The sequence below is a fragment of the Streptomyces sp. PA03-6a genome, from assembly GCF_033792765.1.
GTDB lineage: Bacteria > Actinomycetota > Actinomycetes > Streptomycetales > Streptomycetaceae > Actinacidiphila.
On record NZ_JARAVK010000095.1, the window covers coordinates 1 to 15,625 of the forward strand.

General features: G+C 69.3%; 16 protein-coding genes and 1 pseudogene. 7 read left to right on the top strand and 10 right to left on the bottom strand.

Annotation, left to right across the window (positions count from 1 at the left end):
• The 6 genes and pseudogenes from PV350_RS22630 to PV350_RS22655 all read right to left on the bottom strand — a co-directional run.
• Positions 1–881: pseudogene (locus PV350_RS22630) on the bottom strand (hypothetical protein); the annotation flags it as partial.
• A 352-nt stretch (positions 882–1,233) separates the two neighbouring features.
• The gene (locus tag PV350_RS22635) at positions 1,234–2,154 is read right to left on the bottom strand and encodes an ATP-binding protein (RefSeq protein ID WP_500335688.1); all 921 of its coding nucleotides are present in this window, start codon (positions 2,152–2,154) and stop codon (positions 1,234–1,236) included.
• Positions 2,109–3,848 (bottom strand): putative type IV secretion/conjugal transfer ATPase, encoded by a 1,740-nt coding sequence (locus PV350_RS22640; protein WP_500335690.1) that lies wholly within the window; start codon positions 3,846–3,848, stop codon positions 2,109–2,111. The genes PV350_RS22635 and PV350_RS22640 overlap by 46 nt, the downstream gene beginning before the upstream one ends.
• Positions 3,848–4,378, bottom strand: a complete 531-nt coding sequence (locus PV350_RS22645) for a hypothetical protein (RefSeq protein ID WP_500335692.1) — start codon at positions 4,376–4,378, stop codon at positions 3,848–3,850. The genes PV350_RS22640 and PV350_RS22645 overlap by 1 nt, the downstream gene beginning before the upstream one ends.
• On the bottom strand, positions 4,375–4,719 hold the full coding sequence (locus PV350_RS22650) for a hypothetical protein (protein ID WP_500335693.1): 345 nt from the start codon (positions 4,717–4,719) through the stop codon (positions 4,375–4,377). The genes PV350_RS22645 and PV350_RS22650 overlap by 4 nt, the downstream gene beginning before the upstream one ends.
• Complete coding sequence (locus tag PV350_RS22655; RefSeq protein ID WP_500335694.1) at positions 4,716–5,795, bottom strand: conjugal transfer protein; 1,080 nt, start codon at positions 5,793–5,795, stop codon at positions 4,716–4,718. Before PV350_RS22655 ends, PV350_RS22650 begins: the two co-directional genes overlap by 4 nt.
• Positions 5,796–6,285: 490 nt before the next feature.
• Between PV350_RS22655 and PV350_RS22660 the strand changes: the two genes are divergently transcribed.
• Complete coding sequence (locus PV350_RS22660; RefSeq protein ID WP_500335695.1) at positions 6,286–7,062, top strand: DUF6082 family protein; 777 nt, start codon at positions 6,286–6,288, stop codon at positions 7,060–7,062.
• Positions 7,063–7,166: 104 nt separating this feature from the next.
• Here the strand turns inward: PV350_RS22660 and PV350_RS22665 are convergent, their stop codons facing one another.
• Both PV350_RS22665 and PV350_RS22670 read right to left on the bottom strand, forming a co-directional pair.
• Positions 7,167–7,409 (bottom strand): hypothetical protein, encoded by a 243-nt coding sequence (locus PV350_RS22665; protein ID WP_500335697.1) that lies wholly within the window; start codon positions 7,407–7,409, stop codon positions 7,167–7,169.
• A gap of 806 nt (positions 7,410–8,215) precedes the next feature.
• Positions 8,216–8,782, bottom strand: coding sequence for a Uma2 family endonuclease (locus PV350_RS22670; RefSeq protein ID WP_500335699.1), 567 nt, complete (start codon positions 8,780–8,782; stop codon positions 8,216–8,218).
• 313 nt (positions 8,783–9,095) lie between these two features.
• On the opposite strand from PV350_RS22670, the gene PV350_RS22675 reads away from it, so the two are divergent.
• Positions 9,096–9,455: a phosphotransferase gene (locus PV350_RS22675; protein ID WP_500335730.1), complete on the top strand. Its 360-nt coding sequence runs from the start codon at positions 9,096–9,098 to the stop codon at positions 9,453–9,455.
• Here PV350_RS22675 and PV350_RS22680 read toward each other — a convergent pair.
• Positions 9,419–9,967, bottom strand: coding sequence for a GNAT family N-acetyltransferase (locus PV350_RS22680; RefSeq protein ID WP_500335701.1), 549 nt, complete (start codon positions 9,965–9,967; stop codon positions 9,419–9,421). The two genes, PV350_RS22675 and PV350_RS22680, sit on opposite strands and share 37 nt — an antisense overlap.
• Before the next feature lie 190 nt (positions 9,968–10,157).
• Positions 10,158–11,507, bottom strand: a complete 1,350-nt coding sequence (locus PV350_RS22685; RefSeq protein ID WP_500335732.1) for an NsdA family TPR-like regulatory protein — start codon at positions 11,505–11,507, stop codon at positions 10,158–10,160.
• A gap of 109 nt (positions 11,508–11,616) precedes the next feature.
• Here PV350_RS22685 and PV350_RS22690 point away from each other — a divergent pair, with 109 nt between their 5' ends.
• The 5 genes from PV350_RS22690 to PV350_RS22710 all read left to right on the top strand — a co-directional run bounded on the left by PV350_RS22690 (position 11,617) and on the right by PV350_RS22710 (position 15,621).
• A complete protein-coding gene (locus PV350_RS22690) occupies positions 11,617–12,144 on the top strand; it encodes a hypothetical protein (RefSeq protein ID WP_500335703.1) in 528 nt (175 codons plus the stop codon).
• A complete protein-coding gene (locus PV350_RS22695) occupies positions 12,141–12,623 on the top strand; it encodes a hypothetical protein (RefSeq protein WP_500335705.1) in 483 nt (160 codons plus the stop codon). The genes PV350_RS22690 and PV350_RS22695 overlap by 4 nt, the downstream gene beginning before the upstream one ends.
• Positions 12,624–12,828: 205 nt before the next feature.
• On the top strand, positions 12,829–14,694 hold the full coding sequence (gene dapF, locus PV350_RS22700) for a diaminopimelate epimerase (RefSeq protein ID WP_500335706.1): 1,866 nt from the start codon (positions 12,829–12,831) through the stop codon (positions 14,692–14,694).
• Between the two features lie 43 nt (positions 14,695–14,737).
• A complete protein-coding gene (locus PV350_RS22705) occupies positions 14,738–15,271 on the top strand; it encodes a C39 family peptidase (RefSeq protein WP_500335708.1) in 534 nt (177 codons plus the stop codon).
• On the top strand, positions 15,268–15,621 hold the full coding sequence (locus tag PV350_RS22710) for a glutamate ligase domain-containing protein (RefSeq protein ID WP_326580853.1): 354 nt from the start codon (positions 15,268–15,270) through the stop codon (positions 15,619–15,621). The genes PV350_RS22705 and PV350_RS22710 overlap by 4 nt, the downstream gene beginning before the upstream one ends.
• Positions 15,622–15,625: the final 4 nt, after the last annotated feature.

Sequence of the window (15,625 nt, forward strand, 5' to 3'; positions counted from 1 at the left end):
CGGTGCTGGTCCGCGTCCGTGGTCTTCACCATCTTCAGGTGAGCGGCATAGGCGGCACGGGTCTCCGGCTTGCCGTCGTCCAGCAGCCGCCCGTACTGCAGCAACTGGAACGGCTTGACGACCAGCGCGTTCGTCAGGGCGTCCTGCACCGACTTCGCCACGTCGGCCCCGCCGCCCACCGCCGGGCTGGTGCAACTGGCCGGTGCGGGGCGGTCCACGCGGTCACAGGCGGGGCTGGCCGGACCGGTGGTCGGGGTGGACCCGAAGTAGGAGTTGCTGGTGATGGCGGCCAGCTCGACGGCGGCCTGGTGGGTCTGATCGAGCGGGCCGTCCTTGGCGAGCAGGTAGTCCGGCCGGACGAACACCGACGCTGCCAGCGCCGCGATCAGCAGCGTCAGGAAGATCTCACCCAGGCCCCGGCCGACCTTGCCGCGGGCGACCAGGATCAAGCCGAACACGAACGCCCACGCCAGCAGTACGCCTTCCAGACCGATCGCGCCGACCACGTGGATGGCGTAGGCGTCGGAGACGGCCTGGGCGGGGCGGAGCATGGCAGTAAGCAGCGGGAACTTGAACGCGAACCCGATCAGCCAGCACGCCAGGCCCACCAGCAGCCGCACCAGGGAGAACAATCCACCCAGAACGAGAGTCTGGAACTGGCGGGTCACATCGGTGATGTCACCGCTGTCGGCCCGCAGTTCGTACCCGCTCAAAGGTGCGCCCTCGGAGCTGGTGACGTTCAACGGCGCCAGCAGCCCCCCGCCGCTGGCTGCGGCGTGGTCGGCAGCCGCAGCGACGGAGGTGTTCACCGTCAGAAACACCAGCACGAGCAGCGCGACGAATCCGGCCGAGCGGAGTGTGCCGCGGTCGAAACGCCTCATTGCTGCCCCCTGCGGTGCCCTGCCGTGACGGCGAGGCCGATGGCGGCCGCGATTGCCGCGGTGGAGAACCCCACCAGCCACAGCCCCTGACCGGGCGCGCCCCCAGAGACGGCAACCGACGAGCCAGCCTGATGAGGTCGGCAGTATGAGCGGGCTGGGCCGGCGATCAGATCGCATGGGCCGTCACCGAGGCCTTGAGCTGAGGCAGTGACCGTGATGGTCTGCCCCACCGCGGTAGGGTCCGGGGTCGCAGCAGAGGTCGGGCGGGGGAGCGCCCACGCTGCGGCGATGCACGCTGCGAGGACCATCACCGTCGTGGCCAGCAAGAGCAGCCGCATGCGGCTGCCGGGGGTCATCGGGAGCTCCCGGAGCTCGCCGGTGCGAGATCCGCACCGGGGGTGGTGAAGATGGCCTGCTCGATCCTTGCTACTGGCGGCACATGGACTTTGATGCGGCCGACCTGCATGCGCGGGTCGCGCAGCAGCATCTCGCCTTCCCGGCCGGCCTGGCCGACCGGCGACAGGCCCGTGGTGACCAGCCGCACCAAGTCTTCGGACTCGCCGTCGAGGCCGAGGAACGCGAGCCCCTTGGCCGCGCGGGCGTGGTCGCTGGTGCGGGCCAGCAGTTTGTAGGCCAGCAGACCAGCGTCGGGGCCGAGTTCGTCGACGTCGTGGGCGCCGAGGATGCAGCCTGCGGCGTGCTTGCGGCCGTCGTGGAGGATCTCCGACACCAGTGCCGAGCCTTCCGCGCTCGAGGTGAGCCAGTAGCACTCGTCCAGCGCGATCGCGCAGAACCGGCCCGGGTCGGTGAATGCGGCCTGCCGGGCCAGTGCCGCGATCAGGTAGAGCACCGCGCGGCCGATCAGGGCTTCCAGCGGCTGCTGCCGCAGCACGTCGATGTTCCCGAAGGCCTCCTTCGGCGGCAGTGTGAGCCCGGCCGTCGTCACGACGACCATGTCGGCACCGAGGTCGCCCTCGAGGGAGACCGGCGGCAAGTCCGGGTCGAACACCATCCCCGCAAGTGGGTTCGCGGCGACGATGCTGACCAGGTCGGCCATGGTCGCGGCCGCGTCCCGGCGGGTGCCCGGCACCTGGTCGTCGGCGGCCAGCGCGGACAGCGCGCTGAGAACGTGGGCCATGGACGGGGCCGGCTGGGCTGCGGCGTGCTCGACAGCGTGATGGAGGACGGCGCCTGCGGCGCTGATCGGTCCGACCCCGAGCTGCAGCGTCAGGTAGGACAGCGCGTAGTGGGCGCCGGTCCGGCCGCCGAACACCCGCAGCGGGTCGATCGACAGCTCCGCCCTTGCGGCGTCGATGACCTGGCGGGGTCCCCGGCCGCGGAGCGGCCGAAGCCGGCCCACTCCTTGACCGGGGTGCGGTCGATGACGATTGCCCGCCCGCCGCGGTCCACCACCGAGCAGGTCAGCAGCTTCTCCACGACGCTCTTGCCGGCACCGAGGTCGCCGACGATCCCGACCGACGCGGACGTATTTGCCTGCGGGGCGTCAGCGATGTTCAGCAGGACCGGGCGGATCGTGCCGCAGTCCAGATCCACCCCGACCATCAGCCCCGTGGGGTCACCCACGGACATGGAGGTGAACGCGCCATTGGCGGCCCAGTCCTGCGAGAGCTGGTGCTGGGTGAACTCCCGCACCACCGGCGGCCGCACCGCTCCCGGCAGGCCGAGGGAGAACAGGTGCTCCTGCATGCCGTGCGGGCGGATCGCCCGGTAGTCCGCACCGGACAGCACCGCGGCCAGAGCCCGCGCCCGGGCATCGCACAGCCCGGAGTCCTCGCCCCACACGGTCAGGACCGTTACCGACTGGACTTCGACCTCGACACTGCTGCGTGACAGCCGGGCGTCCTCCTCTGCCAGATCACCGGCAGCATGCGGCAGCGAGTGCGGCATGCCGGTGGGCTGGGCGCCGTACTGCTCGGCTTGGTCTAGCAGCTCCCGCTTCTTGCGCTGCACCTGCTGCTTGGCCCGGTCGGCGGGCACGATCTGCAGGTCGATGGTGAAGTCCACGGGGAAGTCCAGGCCCTCCAGCTGCGCCAGCACGTCCGAGGTGTCCACAGCCCGCGCGGGCGGAAGCTCGGCCAACGCCAGGTGCGCCTGGTAGGCGGTGCCGGCCTCGCATTCCACCTGAAGCCAGCGCCGCAGCAGCGGCGACGCGGACTCATCGCGCCGCCACCACGGCCGGCCGCGATCCTTCTGTCCGCGTCGCGGCCGCGCGACCGGCTCGGCCTTGTCCGTCTCAGCGTCACGGGGGGAGGGACGGCCGCCTTCGGCGAGCCGGACCTGTCCGAGATCGGCATAGGAGGGGGACCGCAGCCGCCCGTCACGCACCGTGCCGCCGTACAGCACCGACGCCTCGGCGTCGGCAAGCAGCGGCTCGTCCAGGCCGCGGTGCAGGGCGTGCTGGACCATCCACACGATCTCCGCCGGGGACGCCGGCCGCAGAGCCAAGCCTCCGCCGAGGGCCGCCTGCACCCGTTGCGCGCGCTCGGCGTAGTCGGTGACCTCCGCCTCCGGCACTGGTACCGGGGGCAGTCCGGTGGCGGCCGCGAGCTCCGACCACATCGAACCGAGCGCGGCCGACAGCTCATGCCGGCCACCCGGCGAGGTCAGCGGCACCGCCAGCCACAGGGTGCGGCGGTGCATCTCCTGCCCGGCCAGCAGCTCCAGCGACGCAGCCGCGGTCTCCCGCCACGCCGGAAGGCGCTGCCAGTTCAGCCCGGTGACCATCTGCTCGGCGATCTCACCCGGGTCCACCCGCGCCGCCAGACCGAACAGCCGCGGCGCACCGGCCAGCGACCGCACCAGACCGGTCACACGCCCCAGCAGCTCATCACGAACGCGAGCGGGGACGTAGCGGCCGCCCATCGGCGCCACCCGCCAGATCGCCCACACCGTGCCGGAGGACGACCACACCAGATGCCCGGCGATGTGCCGGAACGGAACCCTCATCACACACCCCCTGCGGTGCTGGTCTGCTGCAACAGCCGGTCCAGGCCCGTGACCGGCCGCGCCGGAACGGCTGGACGGTTCGTAATGCCGCCACGGCGGCGCGAGGTCCTCGGTGCGCGGCTGGACGAGAAGCCGCCTGACGCCGGCGCTGCCTCGACGACGAACGCGCCCGTCAGGCTGCTGGGACGGCGGTCACGCGCGGCGCGGCCGCCGATCCGCCCGGCCGGATGCCGCAGCGCCAGCGTCAGCCAGCCCGCCGCCGCGGCGAACGGAGACCGGCCGCCGATCTTCGCGCCACGCACCGCCCAGATCGCCGCACCCCACACCGCGACCGGCAGCGGACCGAGCCACGACCACCACGCAAACGTCTTAATCAGCACCAGCGCCCCGCCGACCATCACGACCAGCTGGGCCGGGGTGTAGGGGCCGAACGGCAGCGTGAAGTCGCCGAGCTTGCCCAGCACCCACGGATGCCGGCGGGCCGAGGTGTAGACGCGGGCGACCTGGGCCCCCTCCGTGCCGGCGCTCACAGCACACGCTCCGAGGCCTCGCCGGGCTGCCGGTAGGGCGGCGGGGCGGGCTGGTCAGCGACCTGCCGCACGATGGCCCCGGCGCCCTTGGACGGATTGTTGATCTCATCGGTGAACGCGTCGGACAGCGCGTCACGCGAGTGGTAGATGCCCATACACAGCGCCAGCCCGATCAGCGCACCGATCGCAGCCCGCACACTGAACTTCCGGGCGGCGGTGACCACCACGATGAGTAGCAGCACCGTCGGAAGGGCCATCTCCGCCCAGTCCCGCGCCGTGCCGAGCAGCGAGTTGCCGACATCGGCGAACTGGCCAGCCAGCTGGATCCGCGTCGGGTTCATCGCGAACCACCCCCGGACGACTCCTTGAGACCGGGGGAGGCCTTCGTCGTGCTGGCAGGGGTGCCAGCCTGGACGGCGGTGATCTCCCAGCGGCCGTCCCGCGCGGTCAGCGCGAGCACGTAGCTCAGCGGCCACCGGTCACCGGCGCCGTCGGTCGCGGTGACGTCGGCCCTCACCTGCAGGCGGGCGCCGTCCTTCGGCGCGGCCCTGCCGGTGACGTCACGGTCGGCGGCGACCTGGTCGACCACCACCGACCTGTAGCCCGTACCGCTCACCGCGGACAGCTTCGAGCCCGGCGACAGATACCGGTCGACCTCCCCGACCCCGCTCAAGTACGCGGCGAAGAACTCGCGCAGCGCGCCCGCCAGCGCTCCGTCCGTCGGCAGCGAACGTGACAGCTTCGGCTCTGGGACCGGGGCCGGGTTGGGGCCGGTGACCTCCGCGGGCGGCGCCGTCACCGTGAACGAGCCGGCACCAGCAACCCCTTGGACGGACAGGACCGGCACGGCGAAGTACCTGACCACGCTGTAGGCCGAGCGATCACCTGTGGCGTCCGGGCCGGCGTACTGGGCGGCGACGACAACCGACCACGAACCGTCGGCCAGCGCCGAACTGCGCACCGCGACGGTCCGCTGCAGGACTTGCGCAGAGGCCTTCCCCGACCGCTGCGGCAGCGCAACATCCGGCGCGAGAGCGCGCACAGCTTGCGCAGCGCTGTTCTGTACGTCGGAGCCGTCGCTGCGCAGCCACAGGTCAGCGAACAGTTCCGCAACGCCGGCTGGGTCGGCAGTGCGCACTGGCGCCGTGGATGCCGGCCGGCTTTGCGCAACGACTCGCGCAGCGGGCGGTGTTGCGCAGTATGCGGCGAGTGCGAGAGGACCGGCGGCGAGCGCCGCCCAGACGCCGATGCGGGCCACCGACACCCCACGGCGAGTCGTCCTGAGCGCACGCAGGGATGGACGTGGCGTGTGCAGAGGAGCAGGAGACGCCGCCGTCATTGCGGGCGGCTGACGCCGAAGGGGTGGGGCGGTCATGGGAGGGCTCCCGGGTAGGTAGACGCAGGTGACGTCATCCATGAAGCCCGGTGGCACTCACCGATTCGCTCACCGATTTGGGGGGTCTGAGATCACGGTTCGGCGACAATTCCCCTGGTGAGTGGCGGTGTTGAAGGTGGTGAGTTGACGGCGATACTCACCACCGCAGGTCACGGGACCGAAGCGGCAGCGATCCGACCGATCGCCGTCGGGGCCCACGATTCGGGGTGGACGCTGTGTCGGCAGCGGATACCCACAACCGCCAGCGAGTGATCAACGGTGGTCAGCGAACAGTTCCGCGACGTCGGCCGGGTCGGCAGTGCGCACCGGCGCCGCGACGGCTGGCCGGCATGCGCAACGACCTGCGTTCCTGTAGGCGTTGCGCAGTAGGAGGCGAGCGCGTGAGGGCCAGTGGCAAGCGCTGCCCAGACGCAGATGCCAGCCACCGACACCCGACGGTAGGTCGTCGCGCACAGCAGTGGTGAGATCGGACCTGTCTGGCCGATCGTGTGGGGGTTGGATTGAGTACCTCTTGCCGGGCGTCAATGCCAGCTTCACTCTGGTCAGCGAACCGGCAGTCAGTGTTTCGGGGGGACGTGTGACAACTGGAAGCGGCAGGGCGCTGCGCACGCCATGGGTACTGACGGCCCTGGTGTACGGCCTGCTCGGGCTCGTAATGCTGGGGCTGATCGTTTCGACCCCTTTCGTACTGGCCGCATTGGCTCCGGCGAGCACGGACTGGGGGAAGCTCAGTGACATCAGCCAGACGTACGGGGCCATGTCCGTCGTGCTCTCCGCCATTGCTCTGTCCGGTGTCGCTCTCTCGCTCCTCTACCAGGTCCGGCAGGCCCGCACGAGCAACGAGCAGGCCATTAGGGACAGCCATCTTCAGCTCGCGACACTCGCGCTGAGCGACCCGGCCCTGCTCCAGGCATGGTCACCGCCCGTTGCCCCGGTGACCTTGAAGCGGCACCGGCAGCATCTGATCACGTCTCTCGCTCTCGGAGAGCTGCTGCAGCGCTTCCGCATCGGCCATCTGTCTGTCGAGAAGCTCGCGGTGAAACTCGACGGGCATTTCAGCGGGGAGATCGCGAGGGAACAGTGGGAACGCGAAAGGATGGGGTGGCGCCGCAGCATGGAGGCTGGTGATCGCCGTGACCGTGTCTTTGTGCGCCTGGCGGATGAGAGCTACCGGGCTGCTGTGGCGGCGGGGCCAGCGTCCGCCCTACTGGAGTTTCAAGATCGGCCGGACCATTGCCAGGTGCCGTGCGCTGCCGCGGTTCTTCCGCCTGCTGCCACGTCCCCTTGATCCACCCGGTCTTCGTGACGCTCCAGGCCCGCCGCACCAGCGGATAGGGGAGCCGAGGGCGATGATGTCGGCCAGGAGCCGTCTGCGCAGCTCTGGCATATCTGTCATGCTGCGGCGCGGGTGGCGACCTGCGGGAAAGTGTCCTCCCAGACGGTACATACGGTACGTCCGACGAGGGTGCTCAGTACTGGCCACATCTGCACGAGTAGATCTCCGTTGAGGTAAAGGGGCAGGTCGTCGTGCAGCCCTTCGTGTAGGACGTTGCGGCACAGGCCCATGCGCTGGCGGGGCATTTCCATGTCGTAGGAGGTCATCCCTGACCAGGTGATGTGCAGTGGCAGATCCACGGTCCCGCCGGTTGGGCCGTGCAGCTCGTCCAGCGACGCAGGCAGACGCCGTCAGACGCCGTCAGACGCCGACGGAACTTCTCCCGATATTGCGCGAGGTCCACGGCGTAGAGGCCGGAGTGGTCTGCGGTCCCGGACACCGGGAGGTGTGAGCTGGCTGCCATACGTCCCATTGTGGCGGTCGGTCTGGGGGCGTCGAGGCTCAGCCATAATCCATTGCCGGGGTCCTGGCCTCGGATCTGTCACGGGCGGGAAGGGGGCACCGGTTGCGTGATCGCCTGCGAAACGGTGAGGAAGATCTGAGCAGCTTCGCTTGGATCAGTTGGTCGGTGGTCCGGCGCCGCTCGTCAGGCCGCCTGCCCTGTGCGCAGTCGTCGCACGTCTCGTACGAGCGCGTACAAGGCGCTGAGGAAGATCACAGCTCCAGCCGCGATCCAGAGCCGAGGCTCCGGAGCTGTATTCGCGAACGGCGACGGCAAGCAGCAGCGTGCTGGCGAGAGCGCCGAAGGCCGAGATCAGAGCGCTGACGAGGTGAGCCACATGGACATCATCACTGACAATCTCGGCCAGCGGTCGGGGCTGGCGTACCTCGTTGTTACGGCGCGCTTCGGGATCGTTGGATCCATGGCTGGCGCTCTAGCGTCTATCGGCCTTGCCCAGACGGCCAGCACCGTCACCGTCGAACTGCGACGGCACAGGCCAGCAGGCCCCCGCTTCTGGGTCATGCCTGGGCGTCGGAATAGCGGCGCGCAGACGACCTGTCCCGCATGCAATGCTGCGAGCAGGCGGTGGCCGTGTCGCCCAGGTCAGATCGAGCTGAGGCTGATTTCGAGGGGGAAGGGAACCGCGGTTTTGACGACGTCGGTGAAGACGTCCCCGTCCCGGTAGACCCCGGCCGCCGGGTCGAGCAGGTAGGTATACACCAGTGGGACTCCGTTGGCTGTCTGCTCTACACGCCAGTAGAAGGAGATCCCCGCCTTGGCGTACTGCTCCATCTTCACGATACGGTCGGTGGTCTCCGAGCCCGGCGAGACCACCTCCACGATCAAGAGCACATGTTCCGGCCTCGTGGGGGTGATGTCGATCGTGTCTGCCCGGTAGACCACGACGTCGGGGCGGCGGTTCGTCAGCGGAACATCCTGCAGTCGGACATCAAAGTCCGTGTCGGCGTTCCATTCCGGCGACGCCGCAGCATCCAGCGCATTGGCCAAGAATCGGGCCAGGCGATTGTGGCGTTTGGACGCGCTCGGACTCACCACGACCATCCCGTCCACAATCTCGATGCCCCTGCACTGCTCCGCAGACCAGGAGTCGTACTGTGCCGCGGTGATCGGTGTGTGCATCCACTCCGGCGCAATCATGTCAGCAGTCACGGCGTACCTCCCTCGAAGCAGCAACGGTCCTGAGGTGACCCTGCTCAGTCTATGAGACCAGCGTGTACCGGTGTCCATCGTTGCCGGCGCCACTCCAAACGAGACCCGACAACGCCGTGCCCGATCATCCTGCCCCTCCCTTCAGTCGACGCTTGTAGATCGGATAGAGAGCCACTGAGCGGGGGGCCTATCGAGTGAAGAGGTCTCTGCATGTTTTGGGGTGGCGTAGCGTGCTGGGGTGACGGATTTGACCGGGGATGCTGACCTGCGGGCAGCGTTGTTGGGCGTGGCTCGTAGGTTCGGGCTGGGTCAGGTGTTGGCGTGGGAGTTCCTTGCCCATGGCTTGATGAACCGGAACTGGCGAGTGGAGACGTCCGCTGGCGTGTACGCGGTGAAGGAGATCACCGACGTTCCTTTGCCGCGGGTGCGCAGGAATCTTGCGGTGCTGGCGGGTTTGGGTAGTGGTGGTGTGCCTGTTCCTGTGCCGCTGGCTGCCAAGGGTGGGGAGCTGGTGGCAGAGGTTGGCGGGTGTGGCTTTTGCGTCCTGCCGTGGGTGGAAGGTGCAGGCCGCCTACGCGAGCCGTTAGGGAAGTCCGCGGGCGACTTCTTGGCCCGGCAGGGTAGCCGCGCCCGGACTCACTGGGGCTGCCACTCGTCGCGGAGGATGCCGTAGGTGATGGAGTCCCTCCAGGCTCCGCGTACGAAGACGTGTCCGCGGATGCGGCCTTCCTCGGTCATGCCGGCCGCGAGGAGGGTTCTCTCGGAAGCGGTGTTGTGTGGGGAGCGGGCTGCCCAGACGCGGTGGAGAACCAGGCCCTCGAAGGCCCGGGTGAGGAGGAGGTGCACTGTCTCGCGGCCGTAGCCGACTCCCCACACATTTGGGTGGAGAGCGAACCCGATCGTGGCTGCGCGCTGCTGGTGTGGGTCCAGGGCCAGCCGGGCGTACCCGATGAGCTGCCCGCTCTCCCGTTCGACGACGCCGGCCGCGAACTCGTCGCGGGGGGTCGCCGTAGCCGAAGCTATGCCACGCGCCACGATGCCCCCCACTTCCTCGCGGGAGCGAGGAGAGAAGGACAGGTGCTCCGTCGCCTCCGGGCTGCCATAGATGGCGTGCACGGCGTCCACGTCGTCAAGGGTGAGCTCACGGAGGAACAGGCGGGCATCGTGGCGAGTGACCGGATCCATGCCGGGACTCTACCTCCGGCGATCAGCGGGGCAGCGCGAGAGCCGGGCGGCTGGTAATCGCCGTGATCTCCTCACGGAGCGCCCGGCGACTGCGTCCCGCATGGGGCCAGTGCCTGGTACCCGTTCAGCGGCTACGGCCTTTTCGTGAGCCGTGTGTCCCCCAGGGTTCCGACAACTCCCTGGGGGACTGTCATGCTGCTTTGAGCGCTGCGACTTCCTGGACGCGGCTCGCCAGGTTCCGCACGGATCGTGCGGTGCGGTGCCGGGCGAGTTCCTGTCGCATCGTGGTGAAGTGGTCGTCGCCGCGGACCGACGAGATGTGCTCGTATTCGTCGAGGAACCGGGTCCAGGACTCCACTGAGGCGTCGAGGTGGCCGTGTCGGAGTTGGCGCTGGGCGAGTACGGCGTAGGCGTGGACCCGGCCTTGTCGCTCCTGGGCGGGCTGCAGGCGGATCGACTGCCGCAGTGCCTTGATGCTGCCCGTCAGGTCGCCTTCTTCCATCAGGACATGGCTTACGTGGAAGAGGTAGGCGGTCTGGTCGTAGCCGCCGACGTGGTCGCGCCGGCTGTCGGCTTTGGACAGGGCCGTCTCGGCTTCCCGGAGCCGGGTGTGGGCCTGCGCTGTGGCGCCGACCATGGAGGCCGCGTGGGCTTGCTGGCCCCGCAGGAACGCGACCAGGCGCGGTCCTGCTGAGGGGGCGGCTTCGGCGGCGGAGTCGGCGAGTTCGAGGGCTTTCCGGCCGTGGCCGAGGTTTGATGCCTGCAGGGACATGCCGCGCAGTGTCCGGCAGAACGTGACGTGGTCCTGGGCTTCTCCTGCGAGCCGGAGCGCCTTGACGTAGTAGCGCTGGCCGAGCCCGTGGGCCTTTTCGTACATGGCCATCCAACCTGTCAGGTAGGTCAGGTCGGAGGCTGCGGCGAGCATGTCGGCGTGGACTTCCTCGGAGGCTTGCGCCCGCAGCCACGGGCCGACGGTGTTGACGAGGAATGCCGCGGCCATGGGGCGGGCGTGGCCGGCGCCGAACTCGTCGAGGATGTCTGCGATCCGCTCTGTCATGGAGCGCACCGACGCGACCTGTGACGCCCCGATCCGGGTGGTCGCCTTCCCGGGTGAGACCGGTTCGTCAGCTCGGGCGGTCTGGGCGAACAGGGGGACGGTGAGAGCCGCTGAGAACAGGGATGCGGTCAGTACGCCGCGGCGAGTTGGGTCCATGTCCGCCCTTCCGAGGTCTATCAACTCCTCGACAGTGTCGACCGGATCGGACCCTTCGGCGGACACAGCAGGCTCCAGGCCCGCTTCAGCGTGGGTGACCGGCCGAGCCAGGCGTGCGGACAGCGCCTCCACGATCAGTGCCCTCACCTCGGGCTTTGGGGGCGTTCCGGCAATCCAGTGCGCCACGGCTGTGCGGTCGTACGTCAGTTGCAACCCCGCCTGCGGGCCGAGCCTGTTGACCTGTTGCGCCATCTGCGTGCGCGTCCATCGGGCCTGGTCAAGCAGGTCTGCGAGGGCGGGGTTGGGCGTGCGATTGCGAGCGGCCATGTCCAAACCTCCGGCAGCTTCCATGGCGTTCACGGTGTTCACGGTCCCACCTGCTCTCCACGGTACCCGCGGAGAGTGATGGAGCGGTTACCTCATCACAAGACAACGCATGATCTCGGCCTCGGGAGTCAAGGTGACCTTCACGCAACCAAAAGCGATCGCTACCGGAGCGTCCGGCCCGCCCGTTGCCGTGGTCGAGATTCCGATGCTTGTTCGCGATGAACCGGTCTGGCAGTGGCACACGTCGTTCGAGGCGAACGGGTCGGCCACTGGTAACGCCCGGGTACACACCCGCACGCAGCTCACGATGGCGCACTGGCGCGGGGAGGTTGATCACGCGGCGCAGATCGCGGCGCGGGTGATGGACAACGCCGAGCGGCACTCCGTGCCGCCGCCGCGGGCGCGGCTGGGGTTTCGCCTGGCGGGCATCGCCACCGGTGAGCTCCTGGTCGAGGTGACCGATCCGCTCCCGGAGTTTCCCGGGTTCGTCGAGGCCGTCACGTGGGAGCCCACTGACGGTGCGCTGCCCCGTGGCCTGTGGTTGGTGAGGCAGCTCGGTGCTCGCCTGTCGTACGCGGTCGCCGAGGACGGCCTGTCCAAGGTCGTGCAGGCGCTCGTGCCCGGGGCGCCGGTATGACGGTCACGGCGGCGCACGTGCAGCGCGACATGGGTGACCTGGCCGAACGCATCCGCGCCTACATCGACCTCGCCGAGCAGCGCGAGGTGCGGATGCCGCTGGGCGGCACCCTCTTTGATGTGGTGATCACCGGTAGCGGTGACGCGGACGCAATGGTCGCCGCCATGGATGAGATCCAGGTCGGCGCGTGCGGGCCTATCATCGCGGACCCGGATCGCGGGTGGCTGTACTGGCTCGTTCCGCCCGGGACGACGGCCCGGTGGGAGCCGCACTCGTTCGGGGTGTGCGTGGGTGCTCCGCACATCCTGACCTTGCCGCCTCTCGCGCGCGACGTGCCCCCAGGCCCGTACTGGCTGCGGCCGCGCGTGAGCGACCGCCTCGTACCTCCGGTTCCGCTGCGCAGCCTCCTCGAGCGCATCCGGCCGCTGCCGACCCCGCACGAGTCGATCGCCGCCCTATTGGGCATCTCGCCCGCCTGATCGCACCGCTGTGAAACACGCCTCCCGGGGCTGCCTGAGCGTGCTGGCCTCGCCCAGTTGCTTCGGCTTCCTCGCGCTCATCGCCCTCCTGATCGGGGGCGGCGCACTTCTCGATCTGGCCGCCCGCTGACGCTGCCAGCACCGGCCCCACTCCCACTCACCTGACCGTGCCTGCCTGCCCCCTTGCCTGACGAAGGAGACCCGCGTGCACTTCCGCAAAATGCATGGCGCCGGCAACGACTTCATCGTCGTGTCCGGCCTCGCCGCCAGCTTGGACCAGGACTGGCCCTCCTTGGCCAGAAAGTTATGCGCCCGCAGCACCAGCGTCGGCGCTGACGGCCTGGTCCTGAGCACCGTCATCGACACCACGTCCCCCGCCTTGGAGATCCGCTGCTTCAACGCGGACGGCTCCACGGCCACCATGTGCGGCAACGCCCTGCGCTGCGCCGCGAGGTGCGCGCAGCAGGACCACGGCATACGCGAGATGAACCTGCTCATGGCCGGGGTGAAGCACCAGGCGCGCATCGCCGCGGACGGGGTGTGGGTGACGGCCGAGGTCGGTGACGTCACACTCCGCCGGGTCTCAGCCGTGTTCAACGGCCGGCCGTTCTGGTTCGACGAGGCACACACCGGCACTGAGCACGTCGTCGGCATCGTCGATGACGTCGACGCCGTCGACGCGGTGGTGTGCGGTCGCCTGATCCGCCACCACGAGGACCTAGCCCCACGCGGTACGAACGTCAACTTCATCCAGTCGGCCGGCGACCAGGCCCTGAAGATCCGCACCTACGAGCGGGGTGTCGAGGCCGAGACGCTGTCCTGCGGCAGTGGTGATCGCCACCCGCCGCGGTCTCGTCGCCGACCGGCAGGTCACCGTCCACAACCGCTCCGGTACACCGCTGATGGTGCGCCCACACGAAGCCCGCCGGGGCAAGGTCTACTGGATCGGCGGCCCCGTCACCCACACCTACTGGGGGGAACTCGCATGACCACGCACATCTCTCACCTCGACCGCGCCACCGTGACCCGCGACGCGGAAGCCCTCAGAGCCTGGCTGGAGGACAACCGGGCATTGAAGGTCGCCCTCGTCTACGGGGGCCTGTCCGCCGAGGACCGGCTCTACATCGAGCAGAGCCCCACCAACCAGCTCTCGGTCACCGCCCTGGCGGAAACCCTCGCCGGCATCGGCGCCTCGTTCAGCATCCTCAACCCGTGCGACGAGACCTTCATCCAGGAGATCACCGAGTACGACGTTGCTCTATCGAACCTGCACGGCCCCTACGGAGAGGACGGCCGCCTCCAAGGCCTGCTGGACTACCTGCGCATCCCGTTCTGCGGCAGCGGCGTGGCCGCCTCGGCGACCGCCGCGGACAAGGTGCTGTGCAAGCAGGCCATGGCAGGACTCGGCGTGCCGACCCCGCCATGGCGGGTGTGGAGCCACGGCAAGGAGCCAGGTTGGGCCGGCCGCCCCCTGATGGTGAAGCCCCCGCTGGGCGGCTCGAGCGTGGGTATGAGCCTGGTCAGCCAGGCCGCCGAGCTCGGGCCCGCCCTCCAGCGGGCCTGGGAGACCGACCCCTCCCCGGTCCTGGTCGAGGACTACGTCGCCGGCCACCCGGTGACCGTCGGCCTCCTGGAGCTGCCCAGCGGAGTCCTGGCGTTCCCGCCCGTGGTGACGCTGGTCAATGACGGCGACTTCTACGACGCCGCGTCCAAGCTCGACGCCGCAGCCGAGAAAGCCGTCTCCGTGGAGCCCGCCAACTTCCCCCGGCCCGTCCTGGACTCCCTGATCGGTCACGCCCGCACCCTGTGGGACGGCCTCGGGTGCCGGGGCGCGGCCCGCGTCGACTTCATCGTCGCCCCCGACGGCGACCTGTACGCGCTCGAAGTGAACACCACGCCCGGCATGTCCCGCGACAGCAATTTCGTGGTCGGTGGCCGACTGTGCGGCCTGACTCGCGATGATCTCGTACGCGCGTTCCTCCACGAAGCGCTGACCCGCCCCGCGTACGATGTGCCCCTACCGACTCCGGTATTCGGCACGCCCACAGCCCTGCCGGAGCACGCCACCTGACCCTGCGGAGTCCGCTGCTGTGCCCCACGCCCACGACGTGCCCATGTGCCGCCAGCTCATCCCGCTCGACGAATGGGAAGCCCACGGAGGATGGACACTCGGGGACCGCATGGAGTGGTCCAACCGGGCGTGCGGCATGGCATCGCTTCGCATGATCCTCCTCGCCTACACCGGGCGGGCCCCAACGGTCACCGAACTCCTGCAACTGGCGGTCAAGCACGAGGTCATGACCCCACAGGGTGCCCTCCACGCGGGCATCGCCGACATGGCCGCAGAGCTCGGGGCCCCCGGCCACGCCGAACCCGTCGATGCCGCCGACCTCATCGGCCGCCTGGCCGACGCGCCGCTCATCATCTCCGTCACGGAGCAGCTCCCCACCGACGGCCGCACTGGCGGGCACCTGATCGTGGCCCGCGGCTACGACGCCGACACCACCGAAGACGATCCGCTCATCCTCATCCGCGACCCGTCGTCCTGGGGCCAGCACAACGACCACGCTCCGCTCAGCCGCCTGTCCTCCTCCTATGCCGGGCGTGCCATCACCTTCCCCCCGCTCACCACAAAAGGACGGCAATGACCGACCAGGAGACGCCCAAGCCTCGCCGGACCATCGCCGTGCTCGGCGAGATGTACGAACTCGGCGACCAGTCGGCAAACGCGCATTTCCAGGTGGGAGCCATGGCCGGCGAAGAGGGCATCGACTTTGTGATCGCCGTGGGCGGAGAAGATGCCAAGCAGATCGCGTTGGGTGCGGCCAACGCCGGCGTCGACGCTGCGATCGTCGCGGACAACGAGACCGCCACAGAACTCGTGAAGAAGATCCTGCAGCCAGGCGACATCGTCCTGACAAAAGGGTCCCGGGGCGGTATGCGCTGGCAGATCGCTCAAGCCCTCACCGGACAGGAAATCACCGGCATCCTGCACTGAACAG